This window comes from Neisseria flavescens (assembly GCF_005221285.1).
GTDB classification, from domain to species: domain Bacteria; phylum Pseudomonadota; class Gammaproteobacteria; order Burkholderiales; family Neisseriaceae; genus Neisseria; species Neisseria flavescens.
On the sequence record NZ_CP039886.1, the window covers coordinates 351,752 to 367,257 of the forward strand.

General features: G+C 43.7%; 20 protein-coding genes and 1 tRNA gene. 6 read left to right on the top strand and 15 right to left on the bottom strand.

Annotated elements, in window-relative coordinates:
- Positions 1–114 precede the first annotated feature (114 nt).
- Positions 115–843 carry a YebC/PmpR family DNA-binding transcriptional regulator gene (locus tag FAH67_RS01870; protein WP_003681907.1) on the top strand — a complete coding sequence of 243 codons (729 nt, stop codon included), beginning with the start codon at positions 115–117 and terminating at the stop codon, positions 841–843.
- Between the two features lie 60 nt (positions 844–903).
- Here FAH67_RS01870 and FAH67_RS01880 read toward each other — a convergent pair whose 3' ends face one another.
- From FAH67_RS01880 to FAH67_RS01935, 12 genes are all read right to left on the bottom strand, one after another.
- Positions 904–1,395 (bottom strand): disulfide bond formation protein B, encoded by a 492-nt coding sequence (locus tag FAH67_RS01880; protein WP_039864291.1) that lies wholly within the window; start codon positions 1,393–1,395, stop codon positions 904–906.
- 302 nt (positions 1,396–1,697) lie between these two features.
- On the bottom strand, positions 1,698–2,654 hold the full coding sequence (locus FAH67_RS01885) for an IS110 family RNA-guided transposase (protein ID WP_112890673.1): 957 nt from the start codon (positions 2,652–2,654) through the stop codon (positions 1,698–1,700).
- A gap of 299 nt (positions 2,655–2,953) precedes the next feature.
- Positions 2,954–4,135 carry a zonular occludens toxin domain-containing protein gene (locus FAH67_RS01890; protein WP_112890672.1) on the bottom strand — a complete coding sequence of 394 codons (1,182 nt, stop codon included), beginning with the start codon at positions 4,133–4,135 and terminating at the stop codon, positions 2,954–2,956.
- A 4-nt stretch (positions 4,136–4,139) separates the two neighbouring features.
- On the bottom strand, positions 4,140–4,430 hold the full coding sequence (locus FAH67_RS01895; RefSeq protein WP_003681097.1) for a DUF2523 domain-containing protein: 291 nt from the start codon (positions 4,428–4,430) through the stop codon (positions 4,140–4,142).
- Between the two features lies 1 nt (position 4,431).
- The gene (locus FAH67_RS01900) at positions 4,432–5,952 is read right to left on the bottom strand and encodes an IgG-binding virulence factor TspB family protein (protein ID WP_112890671.1); all 1,521 of its coding nucleotides are present in this window, start codon (positions 5,950–5,952) and stop codon (positions 4,432–4,434) included.
- Positions 5,876–6,199 (bottom strand): DUF1132 family protein, encoded by a 324-nt coding sequence (locus tag FAH67_RS01905; RefSeq protein ID WP_112890670.1) that lies wholly within the window; start codon positions 6,197–6,199, stop codon positions 5,876–5,878. The genes FAH67_RS01900 and FAH67_RS01905 overlap by 77 nt, the downstream gene beginning before the upstream one ends.
- A 127-nt stretch (positions 6,200–6,326) precedes the next feature.
- Complete coding sequence (locus tag FAH67_RS01910; RefSeq protein WP_003682796.1) at positions 6,327–6,602, bottom strand: hypothetical protein; 276 nt, start codon at positions 6,600–6,602, stop codon at positions 6,327–6,329.
- A 12-nt stretch (positions 6,603–6,614) separates the two neighbouring features.
- A complete protein-coding gene (locus FAH67_RS01915) occupies positions 6,615–6,833 on the bottom strand; it encodes a major capsid protein (protein WP_112890669.1) in 219 nt (72 codons plus the stop codon).
- 87 nt (positions 6,834–6,920) lie between these two features.
- Positions 6,921–7,124 carry a hypothetical protein gene (locus tag FAH67_RS01920; RefSeq protein WP_049336678.1) on the bottom strand — a complete coding sequence of 68 codons (204 nt, stop codon included), beginning with the start codon at positions 7,122–7,124 and terminating at the stop codon, positions 6,921–6,923.
- Between the two features lie 13 nt (positions 7,125–7,137).
- Positions 7,138–7,449: a hypothetical protein gene (locus FAH67_RS01925; protein WP_112890701.1), complete on the bottom strand. Its 312-nt coding sequence runs from the start codon at positions 7,447–7,449 to the stop codon at positions 7,138–7,140.
- Positions 7,442–8,761 (bottom strand): replication initiation factor domain-containing protein, encoded by a 1,320-nt coding sequence (locus tag FAH67_RS01930; RefSeq protein ID WP_244284787.1) that lies wholly within the window; start codon positions 8,759–8,761, stop codon positions 7,442–7,444. Before FAH67_RS01930 ends, FAH67_RS01925 begins: the two co-directional genes overlap by 8 nt.
- Before the next feature lie 22 nt (positions 8,762–8,783).
- Positions 8,784–9,014, bottom strand: coding sequence for a hypothetical protein (locus tag FAH67_RS01935; protein WP_112890890.1), 231 nt, complete (start codon positions 9,012–9,014; stop codon positions 8,784–8,786).
- A gap of 128 nt (positions 9,015–9,142) precedes the next feature.
- Here FAH67_RS01935 and FAH67_RS01940 point away from each other — a divergent pair, with 128 nt between their 5' ends.
- Together FAH67_RS01940 and FAH67_RS01945 are read left to right on the top strand one after the other, a co-directional pair.
- Positions 9,143–9,304 carry a GH-E family nuclease gene (locus FAH67_RS01940; RefSeq protein WP_112890897.1) on the top strand — a complete coding sequence of 54 codons (162 nt, stop codon included), beginning with the start codon at positions 9,143–9,145 and terminating at the stop codon, positions 9,302–9,304.
- A 1-nt stretch (position 9,305) separates the two neighbouring features.
- Positions 9,306–9,830: an ankyrin repeat domain-containing protein gene (locus FAH67_RS01945; protein ID WP_003680944.1), complete on the top strand. Its 525-nt coding sequence runs from the start codon at positions 9,306–9,308 to the stop codon at positions 9,828–9,830.
- A gap of 54 nt (positions 9,831–9,884) precedes the next feature.
- Here the strand turns inward: FAH67_RS01945 and FAH67_RS01950 are convergent, their stop codons facing one another.
- The 3 genes from FAH67_RS01950 to tgt all read right to left on the bottom strand — a co-directional run bounded on the left by FAH67_RS01950 (position 9,885) and on the right by tgt (position 12,616).
- Positions 9,885–10,283, bottom strand: coding sequence for a c-type cytochrome (locus FAH67_RS01950; protein ID WP_112890896.1), 399 nt, complete (start codon positions 10,281–10,283; stop codon positions 9,885–9,887).
- A gap of 121 nt (positions 10,284–10,404) precedes the next feature.
- Positions 10,405–11,415: a ferrochelatase gene (gene hemH / locus FAH67_RS01955; protein ID WP_003680941.1), complete on the bottom strand. Its 1,011-nt coding sequence runs from the start codon at positions 11,413–11,415 to the stop codon at positions 10,405–10,407.
- Positions 11,416–11,500: 85 nt separating this feature from the next.
- Positions 11,501–12,616, bottom strand: a complete 1,116-nt coding sequence (gene tgt / locus FAH67_RS01960) for a tRNA guanosine(34) transglycosylase Tgt (protein ID WP_003680940.1) — start codon at positions 12,614–12,616, stop codon at positions 11,501–11,503.
- Positions 12,617–12,853: 237 nt separating this feature from the next.
- Between tgt and FAH67_RS01965 the strand changes: the two genes are divergently transcribed.
- From FAH67_RS01965 to infC, 3 genes are all read left to right on the top strand, one after another.
- Positions 12,854–12,930 (top strand) — tRNA-Val (locus tag FAH67_RS01965).
- Positions 12,931–12,982: 52 nt separating this feature from the next.
- Positions 12,983–14,896 (top strand): threonine--tRNA ligase, encoded by a 1,914-nt coding sequence (thrS, locus tag FAH67_RS01970; RefSeq protein ID WP_039864102.1) that lies wholly within the window; start codon positions 12,983–12,985, stop codon positions 14,894–14,896.
- A gap of 17 nt (positions 14,897–14,913) precedes the next feature.
- Positions 14,914–15,435 carry a translation initiation factor IF-3 gene (gene infC, locus FAH67_RS01975; RefSeq protein WP_081451167.1) on the top strand — a complete coding sequence of 174 codons (522 nt, stop codon included), beginning with the start codon at positions 14,914–14,916 and terminating at the stop codon, positions 15,433–15,435.
- The last annotated feature ends 71 nt before the right edge of the window (positions 15,436–15,506 follow it).

A 15,506-nucleotide genomic window follows, 5' to 3' on the forward strand; every position in this document is an offset into this window, starting at 1 on the left:
TGCAAATGTTTGGGCCGTCTGAATATTTTGGCTAAAGCTAACTTATGATAAAATGCACGCCTTACAAATGAAGCAAATTCCGCCTCAGCGCGTGAAAAAACGAAAGGAATCAACATGGCAGGCCATAGTAAGTGGGCAAATATCCAACACAAAAAAGCCCGACAAGATGCCAAACGCGGCAAAATCTTCACCCGTCTGATTAAAGAAATTACCGTTGCTGCCCGCATGGGCGGCGGCGACCCCGGCGCAAACCCGCGCCTGCGCCTGGCTTTGGAAAAAGCCGCTGAAAACAATATGCCTAAAGACAACGTGCAACGTGCGATCGACAAAGGTACGGGCAATCTGGAAGGCGTGGAATACATCGAGTTGCGTTACGAAGGCTACGGCATCGGCGGCGCGGCTTTGATGGTAGACTGCCTGACCGACAACAAAACCCGTACCGTTGCCGATGTGCGCCATGCGTTCACTAAAAACGGCGGCAACTTGGGTACCGACGGTTGCGTAGCGTTCAACTTCGTTCATCAAGGCTATTTGGTGTTTGAACCGGGCGTTGACGAAGATGCACTGATGGAAGCGGCTTTGGAAGCCGGTGCGGAAGATGTGATCACCAACGACGACGGTTCCATCGAAGTGGTTACCGCGCCGAACGACTGGGCCGGTGTGAAATCGGCTTTGGAAGCCGCAGGCTACAAATCTGTTGACGGCGACGTTACCATGCGCACCCAAAACGAAACTGAGTTGAGCGGCGAAGATGCGGTTAAGATGCAAAAACTGATTGACGCATTGGAAGATTTGGACGACGTACAAGACGTTTACACTTCTGCCGTGTTGGATTTGGACTGAACAGTTTAAAGAATAAAAGGCCGTCTGAAATTTCAGACGGCCTTTTTATATCGAAACCAATCAGATTTTTCTGGTTTTCAACCAAGCCCAAAGCAGCAGCAATACCACAAAGCTGAAATACAAAATACTCCACACCGGCAGGGCGACGCCGAATAGATAGTCCGGTTCGGCGCAGTTGCCGAAGCCGCGGACGATGGGTTCAAACCAATCGAACAAAGGCCAGTCGCGCAGGCGGAAAGTCCAAGGTGCGCCGCAAGAAGGGGCGGTGCCGGGCGGCAGGCTTTGCAGCCAAATTTGATAGGCGGCGACACCTGCGCCGTAAACGGCCGGAGCGGCAATCAACAATGCCGAGAGTGAGCGGGCAAATTTGGAAGATTGAGAACTGAATGCCGTAACAATGGCCAACAGCCCGACAGCCAATACGCACAAGCGTTGCAGGATGCACAATACGCACGGGTTCATGCCCAAAACGTATTGGGAAATAAAGGAGCCGCAGGCGGCAAATATGGAGAGGACGACTAAAAATAAAACAGTCTTGCGGAAAAAGTTCATAACAGAAAACCTTTCAGACGGCCTAGACGCAAAACAGCCGATAAATAATGTTTACTTTAACACAAAACGCATATGCTTTTTTGGGATTGACGGTTTTTTGCGTATGTTTGTTGATGTTGCATAACCATACATATAGAAACAAAAATGTGTTCCATATCGAAAAGATGATATATTGACCTGTCAATTATTAAAATAAGTTAATTTCATATGTTTCTGTTTTTAATTGGTATTTAGTTATTGCATTTCCAACAGAAACGACAAAGAACGGCTGTTTTACAGCCGTTTTGTTTTGTATAAATTCGTTAAACCGTCTGATGTCGCGCTTTATCAAACGGCTTTTTAGTCTTGTGTATATAAAAGGCGATTTTCGCCAATTTCCGCATTAGTGCAACGATGATTATCATCTTAGGCTTTTTTGCCGCTTCCAAATTGCTTACAAGTTGAGGAAATGCATTCATGCGGTAGGCAACAAGGGCAGGCATAAACAAGGCGCGTTTTAATTGGCGGTGTCCGTATCGGCTCAATCGGCCTTTTTTATTGACACTTGTCCCTGATTGTTCAATTTTTGGACTTAGACCGGCAAAGGCTACAAATTTATTCGCTGTTTCAAAATTTTTATCTGTCAGGTGTCTTAGTAGTATCACTGCGGTTTCTTTTCCTATTGCCGGTATGGTTTGCAGGTTTTGATATTCGATATTTAGACTTTCTTTCTGCTTTATCATGCCTTCTATCCGCTTTGATGTCTGATCTATTTTTTCTTCAAGCAGTTCTATGATTGCTTCATGGGTTGATTTTATGTATATGTCTTTTGCGGTATGCAACCTGTTTTGTGTTTCTTTTTGCTGTTCTTTTAGTTGTTGCAGCAGATTAACCAGCTTATAGAGTATGGGATTTTCAGACGGCCTAAACGGTGTCAGTTTGTCTAAGTGTCGGTTTGCAAATTCGGCAATAAGTTTTGAATCTGCTTTGTCTGTTTTGGTATTGCTGAACTGACTTTTTGCGTATTCTTTGATTTTTAAGGGATTAATAACATAAACGGTATATAGTGCGCTCAAATATTCTGCCACCTGTTCGTAGTAAATGCCTGTTGCTTCCATGCTTATGGCAATTTTTCTAATTCGTTTTGTTTTTATCCAATTAATCAGATTCTCAAATCCTTGTATATTATTGGATATTTTTATATAGTCTTTGCTTCCTTTAGTTGTAATCAACGTTGCATCTATCGTGTCTTTCGACACGTCCAACCCTATTACATTCATTTTTCATTTTCCTTATCTATTCAGCCTAAAATGGCTATGATGATATTCAATCTTTAAGGTAATTGGACGGTTCGACATTTCTTTTCGTCAGTTTTTAACTTTGGCCGTTATACTGTCTAAACCGCCCAGGCTTTTGTTTTGCGCTTAAACAAAAACCTGTAAACCGCCTCAAATAAAACGATTTACAGGTTTCAATTTAATTTACCCAATTTCAAAAAGGCGGGAGTTCCCGCACCCCGTTGATATTTATTTAACCGTTGATTCCGCTTAGGCTACATCAACAATTAAATAAATATCTCTTAACTGCCGACCTTTGCACCGTTTTGGAATCCGGTTGTTTCTCCTGCTTCGACATAACCATCATACATCAGGTTTTTAGGGCTTTTACCGCCCATTGTAAGAACTTGTCCATTTTCAGGCGTGTAGGCTGTCTGCGGTGCCGTTTGTGACTGTTGTGCTGCCTGTTGTTGTTCGTCCTTATACGGATTGAAAGGCAAGCCATTTTTGACATAATCTTTGCACATTGCCTTAGTGATTTCTTTAAGCGGTGTTCCTTGAACGCTATAACAAGTACAGCCACTATTACCACCTTCAACGCAACCGGCGATGTATTCAAAGGTTTTAACTTGTCTTACATTGTCATAAATGGGCTTGCTTTCAGGTTTTTCGGCTAGAGTAGGTACAAAATCTTCAGGCTTAAGATTTGAATTTATATCTTGTGTACTTTTGAATTGGTCAGTTTCTGTAATTGCCTGCGGTTCACTTGCAGACGAATCAGAAACAGATTGAACTACTTCAGATTGGCCGCTACCTTGTTTATAAATCTGATAGACGTTGAAACCTTTCCAAGCCATGAAAGCAAATATACCTATCAAAGCCCAAACAGCAAGCGGAATGTTCTTTTTAAACTTCTGATGCTGGCTGGATGATTTGTAATACTTAAAGGCATCTTTAGGCGGTTTCCAACTAGCTGATTCAACACCGCTGACACCGGCGGGATTATCCAAACTTGTTACACATTTATACCAAGAATACTGCTTCATCCCCACGGCTTTTCGTTCAAGATGTGTATGTTTTGACACAAGATTACGCACAAATACATCAAGCTGACTTGGATGCTGTGTCATCAAAATAACTGTATGGCCGTGATGGCGGAGTTCAGTTAATTCTTGGATATAGGGCGGAACAGGACGACCGGCAGCGCGAACAGGATAGGTATAGTGTGCTTCATCTACAATCAAGACGGCGCCTTGCGGAATAATATCGCGCAACGGTGCAGACATGATTTCTTCTTCAGTGAGTTCATGGGCATTGAATTTGCGTTTATCCAAACCGTCAATATGGCAGAAATAGAGCGGGCGATCTACTTCAGTACCATCTTCTAGTTTCATTTTGAACAAACCGTCTTCATTGTTCAGAATCATGGACACGACGCGCGAAGTCTTGCCCGTACCCATGTTTCCTGTAAACAAATAAATCATAAGGCTACCTTGGCATAACAAAAGTTAATTTACTTAATGTATTCATTCCAATATAAAAACTGAATGCACCGAATAAATAACCGAGACCTTGGCCAAAACCACCGATTAAAAGTAAATTAAGAATATCAGACGACATGGAATTTATGGCATTTAGGGTGTAATCCTTAAATTTGTTTAGCGCAATCATATAGCCTGCATATGTCACAAACGTCATGCCAGTAGCAATAATTATTCTGACAATGAGCATTTTTAACAGGATTCCTAAAAGAGGAATCAATCCGGCGAGCAGCGGCATATTATCCCTTTCTCAAAGAGCCGAAAACGATAAAGGCAGACATAATAATGAATCCAAGTAGAACGGCAAAACGAACTTTTTCCATGAAAACGCAGAGCGGTTCATAACTTATTTGTACCGGTCTTCCCCAAATGTTGAAACTTTTGGGTTGAGGACAAACGCCATTTGGCGGCAAGAAATTGTCACTATCCCACGTTTTTTCATCAGTTACCTGTGGAATTTTAATATCATCAAACATACCTTTTTCAGGTTTGCCCATTTTGTCACAGGCTAAAATGTCTGGAAAAAAATCACAAAGTAAGCCTTTTGATTCTTCTTTCTTATCATCTTTTTTATCTTCTTTTCTTTTATCTTTATCAGATGGATCATCATCCGGATCAGGTTTATCATCTGGACGTTTATCAGGCTTATCATCGGGATTACCGTCAGGTTTTTTATCGGGCTTTCCATCGGGATTACTGTCGGGATTACCGTCAGGTTTAGATTTAGGTGCTTCTGGGCTACCTGGATCAAGATCAGGTCGTTGAGTTGTTGAAACATTTGCCGTTGTATTGCCGTTTGAATCTTGACCGAAAGTTATGGTAATTTGCACCGGCTTACCGTTTTCAGGGGTTACAGGGCCAATGGTTACGACTGTACCGGCAGGAACTTTGATATTTTCTTTATATTCAGGTTTGCCAGTTCCTTCAACAAAAGGGGTAGGATTTGAATCTATTGTATTTGTAGCAATTTCTAAAAACTTATCGGGAGTAAGTTCTTCGCTGTAATTTTTTATAAAACCATATGCAATTGATAAGGTTTGAATATGGCAACTAACCCCCCAGCCATTCCATCTACATTTTGGAGACGTTCTAGCATATTCATCCCCGAAATATTGATCCATTAAACCTTTATGAATTTTTTCATAGTCGGATTGAACTTGCATTGTTAGGAGGGTTTGAGCATCTTTTGCTGATTTTCCCCCCTTTGAAAGAGCAAGCATTACGGAAGAATCTACGCCAACACAGGAGTAATAACCGGGTTGACTCATAAATTTACCTAAACAAAGCGCATTATCATAAACTTTAAGATATGTATCGGCATTTGCAGAATAATGATAACCTGCTGATTCTAATGTAGGATTTACGAGTTGATAGGCATCATATGCATATGATGCAGCTCCAACGTATGGAGCAGCTTTTAAAGCAAGTTTTGCACCTGCTTTTACAAGGCGAAATGCGCCTGATAGTACGGCTTTTCGGGAGACTGAAGCTTCAAAAATTGTAGGTACGCCAGCACGCGTTGCACCAGTTGGCGAATGTTCTAAAATGGTTCTAATATTTGATTTAAAAGCATAGTTATTACCTTCTCTCCTAAAGTTTTTAACTAAATCTTTATCGCTATCCCATACCAAATTAACTGAATCAGTACCCGGAATTTTAGAAACTTTTCTAGCAGCAAATGATTCAATCGGAAAATATAGAACTAAGATTATAGATACGATCGCTATTACCGACTTTGAACTCAAAGAATTTTTTGTCATTTTTGTAAAATTCCCTTATTAAAAGAGAAGAATCATCATCAAAAACAATTTCCCAAACCTCTTCATTAAGTTTTCTATGATAAAGAAAATCGAAATATTCAATAATGTTAAATTTAATAGAACGATTAATTTTAGAAAACTCTACAAACTCCTGCTGAGCTATATATGACATTGGGCAATTAAAATATTTTCCGCCTGCTTGATATTTAAAGAGTGCTAATTGGGCTTCTGTAATAAACGGTTTCATAATACTAACTTTCGTAATGGTTGCTGAAAGTTAGATTCTGCCATTACCCGAATAGGGTATCAATCCTTAAATAAAATTGCCCCTATCAAAACAGGTACTACAAGACCCAAGTAAAAATAGTAATCCATCATTTAAGTACCCTTTTCAAAATGGATACGAAATAAACCGATGCCATCACGCCGAATAAAAGCCATCCTGTATCTAAACCGCTTTTCAGATTATCGGCAGGGTCGCATTTGGGTAAATCAGCTTTAATCGTCTGTCCGTTCAGTTTCCATAATGTGCCGTTGTACTCAGGTTTGATGATTTTGCCGTCTTGTGTTATTTGAGGTACTACCAAGCTGAAATAGACGTTTTCAGCTTGGCTTTGCTCAAGACATTTATTCCCAACTTGGTAGTACATCTTAATTACCTTTTATCGCAACAAGCGTTTCACGATGGCAATCACGAACAGGGCAGCAAATACACCGACTACCAACCAACCGGCTTCAAGGCCGTCGGCTTTCGCTGATTCAATACCTGTTTTTGCGGCTTCGGGCAAAGCGGCATAGGCTTGTGTAGCCAAAGCCAGAGGAGCAGCGGCAACAACGGCCAGTTTTGCGCCGTATTTACGGCAAGAGTTCATCAACTTCATGATGTTTTCCTTTACGAAATGTTTAAAAAAATGTGTTTGCGGGCTATGTGAAGGTTTTAGAGACCGCCCGCCGAGAGCCTCTTAAAATTAATCTTCTTTTGTATAAAAACTGAAAATTAAAAATTCTCCGCCGATTTCTTCAATCGCCGAACTGAAAGCATCTTCATAACTTTCATATTGGCCGGCAGATTTAATGTTGGGCGTAAAGCCAATATCGCCGAATGGATCAGGATAGATGAATTCATGATTTTCGAGTTCTTGAACAATAAATTTTTGCTGATACTTACTCATGATTCAGACTTTCTTAGGCTTTGGGCGTTGCGCCTTTAACTTTGAAATCAAGCAATCTTGGAATAAGACCTTTACCTGTTGATTCCATGGAGACGGTTACTTCAACCGCACAAGGGAATTTAAGATTTTTCAGCTTTTCAAAATTATGGCTATCGCCAAATTTCATGCTTGCAGCGGTAAAGCCCACGGCATTGCCGTTTGAAGGCATGGGGCTGGCTACTAAAACGGTGCATGAATCGATTTTGTTACCGTCGATTTCGCCTTTAAATTGTTTTGCGCCCAAAAAGGTTGCTGAATATGTGGTTACTTGGCTTTGCTCAAACATTTGAATTTCCTTTACTGTTTAAAAAATTTGAAATAATTTTTTCTTCGAGTTCGATGTCTTTAATGTGCTGTTTTTCCCTGTCTTGTGGGAATGCGGTTTCTTTCTCATCAAGCAAATCATCAAGTAATGTTTGCATGTTCAAATCATCAATTGCTTTTTGCTCTTCGTGTATATACTGGATCTTTTGTGTCTGATCTCTACAGTCGTATTGTTCAGGTTGTAAACCTTTGGGATAACCTTCAATGCCTTTTACAAGTTCATCGACAATTTTTGTATCATCCCAACCTATATCACGAAGGAAATTAACCATCTTTCCAACCTGATTACGCGCATGGAACAGTTTGTGATCGAAAGATAGATTCACTGTTTCTGTCTTGGCATCCATCCGCTTGGCTTCTGTTTTGAATATCCCTGTACATATCGGATAAGCACCGCCAAGATACGAACCGGGATAAAGCAAAACATCTAAGGGGATTTCTATATCGCCTGCCCTAAATTCAGTTTCAAACCTGACCCAAGGACTATTGACATCGCCAAATTGTTTTCCTTTCTCATAAACGCGGGTAAATTTAGAATTTCCGCGTTTACCTACATAAAAGGTTTTGCCGCTACCATCATCATTGCGCCATGCAGTACCGCGACATTCGCTTTTTGGCCTCATATTGTGAACGTCAAAATGACCGTTATCATGATCAAGTAATGCCTGATCGGGTGTGTATTCGCCTTTGAAAAAATCATGGGCGACATCAACACGGGTAATTTTTGGACGTATACACTTACTTAAAAACTCATACAGTCTGTTTTCCCAACCGGGTATGGCAGCCTGACAACCTGTACCATTCAATTCAACCAGCATTGTTTCTCGCTGACCGCCATAATGAACCTTTCCGTATTCGACGTTATCGGGTCCTAGTTGGTAACAGCTTTTGTAGAAAAACTTTCCTTTGAACGGTAGTTTTTGGGTAATGCCAAAACCTAAAATTTCTTCTAACAGCTCGCTATACTTCACAACAAATTCTGTATCTGATACCAATCCTTTACCTGTTACTTTCGGTAAACTGTCTTCGTGAATCGTGAAAGTGATTTGGTCAATAAATGCGCCGTCATCCCTTCCTCTTCTTAACGGTATTTCGATGAATTTGCCTTTTCCATCCGATACGAAATGGCTGAAATATTCGAATTCGAAGTCTTGGTTCTCCGATTTTTCAGCACCCTTCGGATTAGGGGTTTTATTTTGCTCCCCCCCTATTAGCCTAGGGGGGCAGCCTTCGGCGGTTGGCGCAGGATTGCCGTCCGCTGACGCGTCCGCCATATCCGCGACCACCGCCACGGATTTATCTTCCCAAGATTTCACGGCGATATTCCTTATTCATCAATTCCCTTACTAAAAGTCTTCCGCATTCGTTTGCAGCGTTTTCAGCCTTGTGTTTTAAAGCTGGATAGGAAATAGGAAAGCAAAGGGTTTTGACACATTGAGATTCATCATTTATATCCTTGAAAACTTTGAGGATATATGCCTTTGGAAAAGATACTGGTTCGGGATTTACGGTGTAGAAAATAAGCATGATTAAAGCCCCTTCACTGGCTTAGTTAAGGGGCTTTACAAGAATTAAGAATATGCGCCCCTGATGGAACGCAATATATAAGGCCGTCTGAACATTTCAGACGGCCTTTAGCTGCCGATGAATTGGGTATGACGCAACAACAAGTGAACGATTATGTTAATGCGCGGCCGAGTATCTTTAAGCTGGAAAATGCTAAGGATAATTTGAGTCATCGCTATGAGAAACCAGGCATTGATGACTTAGAAGATATTAGAGATGATATGGAAAAATTTTTAACGACAGGAAAATAAAATGAGACTAGATCCTTATAAAAATGATATCGGCATGCAGGTTGTTCGAGCGAACAGACTAGGCGATATCAAATTTCTGCAAAAAACGGCAGACAGCGGCCAGTTTGATCCTTTGAAAATCACGCCGTCTGAAAAATGGAGCTATCTGCACCGCATTAATATGAATCCTCACAGTCCTTCACCGCTAGAAACCGTCCGGTTCTATCTGGACAAAGGCGTAGCAGTCAATGCCCAAGATATATACGGCATGACTCCACTACATTACGCCATGCGTGCCAGAAACGGCGATGCATCATTAGCGTTGCTGGAGGCAGGAGCAAATCCGAATATAGCCGATGAAGACAATATGATTCCTCTAGCAATGATAGGCTATATGCCTGAACGATTAGATGTTTTGAAAGCTATGCTTGATAGTGGTGCTAATGTTCATTTTTTTAATGGAAACGAAACAGTTATAGACAGCTATCGCTCAGATTCAGAACCGGAGCTAATGCCTATCGTGGCATTAATGGAGCAATATGCGTAAGAGACAAAAAGAAGCAAGGCGAAGGCGGCTACCACATCACAGAGGAGAGACGTTTTATTTTTTCCCGTGAGATTTTTTGACATCTGCTTCAGTAATCGTACCGCCGCCATTGTTGAAGGCGTTCATGATGTAAGTGGCAACGGCGGCAACATCGGCATCATTGATGGCGGTAGCAGGCATAAAGCCGTTGTAGGATTTGCCGTTTACTTTAATTGGGCCGTTGATGCCTTTGGTCATGCTTTGCAACAGCACTTGCGGTTTTTTATTGATATAGTCGGACTGGAATAAAGGCGGGAACATGGCACCCCGGCCTTCGCCTTTTTTACCGTGGCAGGCAGCGCAGTTGGTTTCGTAAATTTTTTGTCCTTTGCTCATCAGCGCGGCATCAGCGGCAAAAGCAGTTGGGAGGCTGAGTGCGGTCAGAAGGATGAGGATAGGGCGGAGTGCAGTCATGATGTGTTCCTTTTTGAGTGGTGTTTTTGGATGGCCACACGCTTGGTTTGCGTTTTAATAGCTTGATGATAACGCTAAAGGCCGTCTGAAAGTGGATTTTTCAGACGGCCTTTGGTTTAGGTCAAATCCAGCCTTGCAGATTGGCCCGACTTAATTGTGCAAGTGCGGCAATCCAGTCGGCGGAATCGTTGAGGCAGGGGATGTAACGGTATTCTTTGCCGCCTGCGGCGTGGAATTGTTCGCGTCCCATAATGGCGATTTCTTCCATGGTTTCAAGGCAGTCGGCCAGGAAGCCGGGGCAGAATACGTCGAGTTTGGTCGTGCCTTGTTTCGGCAGCTGATCAAACAGGGCTTGCGTGCTGGGCTTGACCCATTGGGATTTGCCAAATTGGCTTTGGAAAGAAACGATGTATTCTTGTTCGGACAAGCCCAATGCCTGCGCCAACAGCTTGGCAGTATGGTGGCACTCGTCAGGATAAGGGTCGCCGTCGTCATGATGCTTTTGCGGAATGCCGTGGAAACTCAACATTAGTTTTTCGCTGCGTCCGTTTTGGGTCCAATAGGCTTCAATATGCTGCTTCATGGCTTGAATATAGGCGGCATCGTCGTAATAACGGGAGACGGTGCGGACGCTCATTTGGTTGCGTTGCAGCAATAACTCTTGAAACACTTTGTCCAAAGCCGCGCCGGTAGAGGAACCGGCATATTGCGGATAGAGCGGGATGACCAGTAATTTGCCCACGCCTTGGGCTTTGAGTTCCGCCAAAACGTCGGCAACGCTTGGATTGCCGTAAGTCATGGCATGACGGACGATGACATTGGGCAAATGTTTGGCCAGGGCTTCTGCTTGGCGGCGTGTGTAAACCTCAAGCGGCGAACCTTCTTTAAACCAAACCTTTTCATAGGCATGCGCGCTTTTTTTCGGGCGAAAAGTCAATACCAAGCCGCGCAATATCGGTTGCCATAAAAGTTTAGGCAGTTCGACAACGCGTTGATCAGACAGAAATTCTTTCAAGTAAGGCTTGACTGCGGCAGCAGTGGGTGCGTCAGGCGTGCCGAGATTGAGCAGCAGGACGGCGGTACGGTTTTGTGCGGTGTAGGCTAAGGGCGGTTCGGTATGGAAACGGGACATGATTGTACTTTATTAATTAAGAATATTGAGGCCGTCTGAAAAGCAGTTTGAATTAAAACCTGATTTCAGACGGTCTTTAAAAGGATTAATCCACACCGCGGGCGCGGTTTTCATGGAATTGCGCCTGCCAATCGGCAAATTTGCCTTGTTCGATGGCTTCGCGCATTTCTGCCATGATGACTTGGTAGAAGTGCAGATTGTGGATGGTGTTGAGCTGTGCGCCCAAGATTTCGCCGACGCGGTGCAGATGGTGGAGGTAGGAGCGGCTGAAATTCTGACAGGCGTAGCAGGTGCAGCTTTCATCAATTGGACGCTTGTCGAGTTTGTGTTTGGCGTTTTTGATTTTCAAATCGCCAAAACGGGTAAACAGCCAGCCGTTACGCGCATTGCGGGTAGGCATAACGCAGTCGAACATATCCACGCCGTGTGCCACGCCGTACACCAAATCTTCAGGCGTGCCGACGCCCATCAAATAATGAGGTTTGTGTTCCGGCAGGATAGGGCCGACAGCGCGTAACATACGGTACATTTCGGGCTTAGGTTCGCCAACGGACAAGCCGCCGATGGCCAAGCCGGGAAAGTCGAGTTCTTCCAAGCCTTTCAGAGATTCTTCACGCAAATCTTCATACATCGCGCCTTGTACAATGCCAAACAGCGCATTCGGATTTTTTAGGTCTTCAAAAGCCTTTTTGCTTCGTTCCGCCCAGCGTAGGCTCATTTGCAGCGATTTTTGCGCTTGGCTGTGTGTTGCTTCGCCCGGGGTACATTCGTCCAGCTGCATCACGATGTCGGAATTCAATACGGTTTGGATTTTCATCGATACTTCGGGCGAGAGGAACAGTTTGTCGCCGTTGATCGGGCTTTGGAATGTACAGCCTTCTTCGGTCAGCTTACGCATATCGGACAACGAAAATACTTGGAAACCGCCCGAGTCGGTCAAAATCGGCTTATCCCAGCCGATAAATTCGTGCAAGCCGCCGAATTGTTCGATGACTTCCAAACCGGGGCGCAGCCACAGATGGTAAGTGTTGCCTAAGATAATTTGCGCTTTGATGTCATGCAGGTTTTGCGGGTTCATCGCTTTGACCGAACCGTAAGTGCCGACCGGCATAAATACCGGCGTTTCGATTTTGCCGTGGTTCAGTTTCAAAGTGCCGCGTCGGGCATGACCGTCTTTTTTGTGTAAGGTAAATTTGAGCATAGTAATAATAGATTGGACGTTCGCGCGTGTGCGAAATGAAAGGGCAGATTATAAAGGATTTTTCGTTGATTGACGGCTGGATTTTATCTTTGTCAAAACAATGCTTCGGACGGCCTGAATGATGAGGGAAATAAAAAATGAGGTATAAATCAAACAAAAATATTCAGGCCGTCTGAAAAGTATTTACAGATGCTTGCAAAAGGGAACACGCTTCGTTACAATAAGCGACTTAGATGAAGGCACATAGCTCAGTTGGTTAGAGCACCACCTTGACATGGTGGGGGTCGTTGGTTCGAGTCCAATTGTGCCTACCAAATTTCCATAACGGCTTTATGCCGTTATTTTTTAATGTTTTGGAGCTTTCTGATGTTGAACATTACCTTGCCGGACGGTTCGGTCCGCCAATATGAATCACCCGTTACCGTGGCGCAAATTGCAGCGTCTATCGGTGCAGGTTTGGCAAAGGCAACGGTAGCGGGCAAGGTTAACGGTAAATTGGTGGATGCTTGCGATCCGATTACCGAAGATGCCCATGTTCAAATCATTACGCCTAAAGACAAAGAAGGTGTGGAAATTATCCGCCATTCCTGCGCGCACTTGGTTGGTCATGCGGTCAAGCAGCTCTATCCTGATGCCAAAATGGTTATCGGTCCGGTTATTGAAGACGGGTTCTATTACGATATCGCAACTGAAAAACCATTTACCCCTGATGATGTGGCTGCTATCGAAGCGCGCATGAAAGAGTTGATTGCACAAGATTATGACGTTATTAAAGTGATGACGCCTCGTGCAGAAACCGTCAAAATTTTCCAAGATCGCGGCGAAGAGTACAAATTGCGTCTGATTGAAGACATGCCTGAAGTGGAAGCAATGGGTATGTATCATCATCAAGAATACGTCGATATGTGCCGCGGTCCCCACGTTCCAAACACCCGCTTTCTGAAAAACTTCAAGCTGACCAAACTGGCAGGCGCATACTGGCGCGGCGACAGCAACAATGAAATGTTGCAACGTATTTACGGTACGGCTTGGGCAAGTAAAGACGAATTGAAAGCCTATATCCAACGCATAGAGGAAGCGGAAAAACGCGACCACCGTAAGCTGGGTAAACAATTGGATTTGTTCCACCTGCAAGATGAAGCACCGGGCATGGTGTTCTGGCATCCTAAAGGCTGGGCTTTGTGGCAAGTGATTGAGCAGCATATGCGCAAAGAGTTAAATGTTGCCGGTTATAAAGAGGTGAAAACGCCTCAGATTATGGATAAAACCTTCTGGGAAAAATCCGGCCACTGGGAAAACTATAAAGACAATATGTTCGTGACCAGTTCTGAAAAACGTGAATACGCGGTTAAACCGATGAACTGTCCGGGTCATGTGCAAATTTTCAATAACGGCTTGCGCTCATATCGCGATTTGCCAATGCGTTTAGCTGAGTTCGGTTCTTGCCACCGTAATGAACCAAGCGGTGCATTGCATGGTCTGATGCGTGTTCGCGGTTTTGTACAAGATGATGCGCACATCTTCTGTACCGAAGATCAAATCGTTGATGAAGCACGCGCATTCAATGAATTGCTGGTTCGCATTTACAAACAATTCGGCTTCCATGATGTTGCCGTGAAGTTGTCCCTCCGCCCTGAACAACGTGCAGGTTCTGACGAAGTTTGGGATAAAGCCGAACAAGGCCTGCGTGATGCATTGACCGCTTGCGGCGTAGAGTGGGAAGAGTTGCCTGGCGAAGGTGCATTCTATGGTCCTAAGATTGAGTACCATGTTAAAGATGCCTTGGGTCGCTCTTGGCAGTGTGGTACCCTGCAGTTGGACTTCGTATTGCCAGAGCGTTTGAATGCCGAATATGTAACAGAAAACAACGACCGTGCGCGTCCTGTAATGTTGCACCGTGCTATTTTGGGTTCATTGGAGCGCTTCATCGGTATTCTGATTGAAAATCATGCAGGCTCATTCCCATTGTGGCTTGCGCCGGTTCAAATGGTGATTATGAATATCACCGAGAACCAAGCAGATTATTGTCGCGAAGTGGCTGCCAAGTTGCAGGCGGCAGGCTTCCGTGTCGAATTGGATTTGCGTAACGAAAAAATCGGTTACAAAATCCGTGACAACAGCCAATACCGTTTCCCTTATCAAATTGTCGTCGGCGATAAAGAGAAACAAGAAAACAAAGTTGCGGTACGCCGCAAAGCAGAAGACTTGGGTTCTTTGAATGTAGATGATTTTATTGCTCAATTGCAGCAAGAAATCACTGACGCCCTCGTCAATCATTAATTTTTATAGGAGTATTCATCATCGCTCAAGAACGCGAAGCACGAATCAATGGTGAAATTACCGCCAAAGAAGTGCGATTAATCAGTGAGTCAGGCAATCAGCTTGGTGTCGTTTCAGTTCGTGAAGCTCTGGCTATGGCCGAAGAGCAAGATGTCGATTTGGTAGAAATTTCCCCGACTGCCAAACCGCCTGTATGCAAACTGATGGATTACGGTAAATACAAATACCAACAAGCCAAGAAGCGCGACGAAGCCAAGAAAAACCAAAAGCAGGTACAAATCAAGGAAATTAAATTCCGTCCGGGTACTGATGAAGGCGACTATCAAATCAAGATGCGCAACATCAACCGCTTCCTTGCCGATGGTGACAAAGTCAAAGTGACATTGCGTTTCCGCGGTCGTGAGATGGCTCACCAACAATTGGGTGCCCAATTGCTTGAACGCGTAAAAGAAGAGTTGGCTGAAGTGGCACAAATCGAGTCTTTCCCTAAAATGGAAGGCCGCCAAATGGTGATGATGATTGCGCCTAAGAAAAAATAAAGCTATAATGCAAGGCTTATTTCGATTGCCGCTCGGAATAAGGTTTAATTAGCGGCAAAAACCGTGGTATT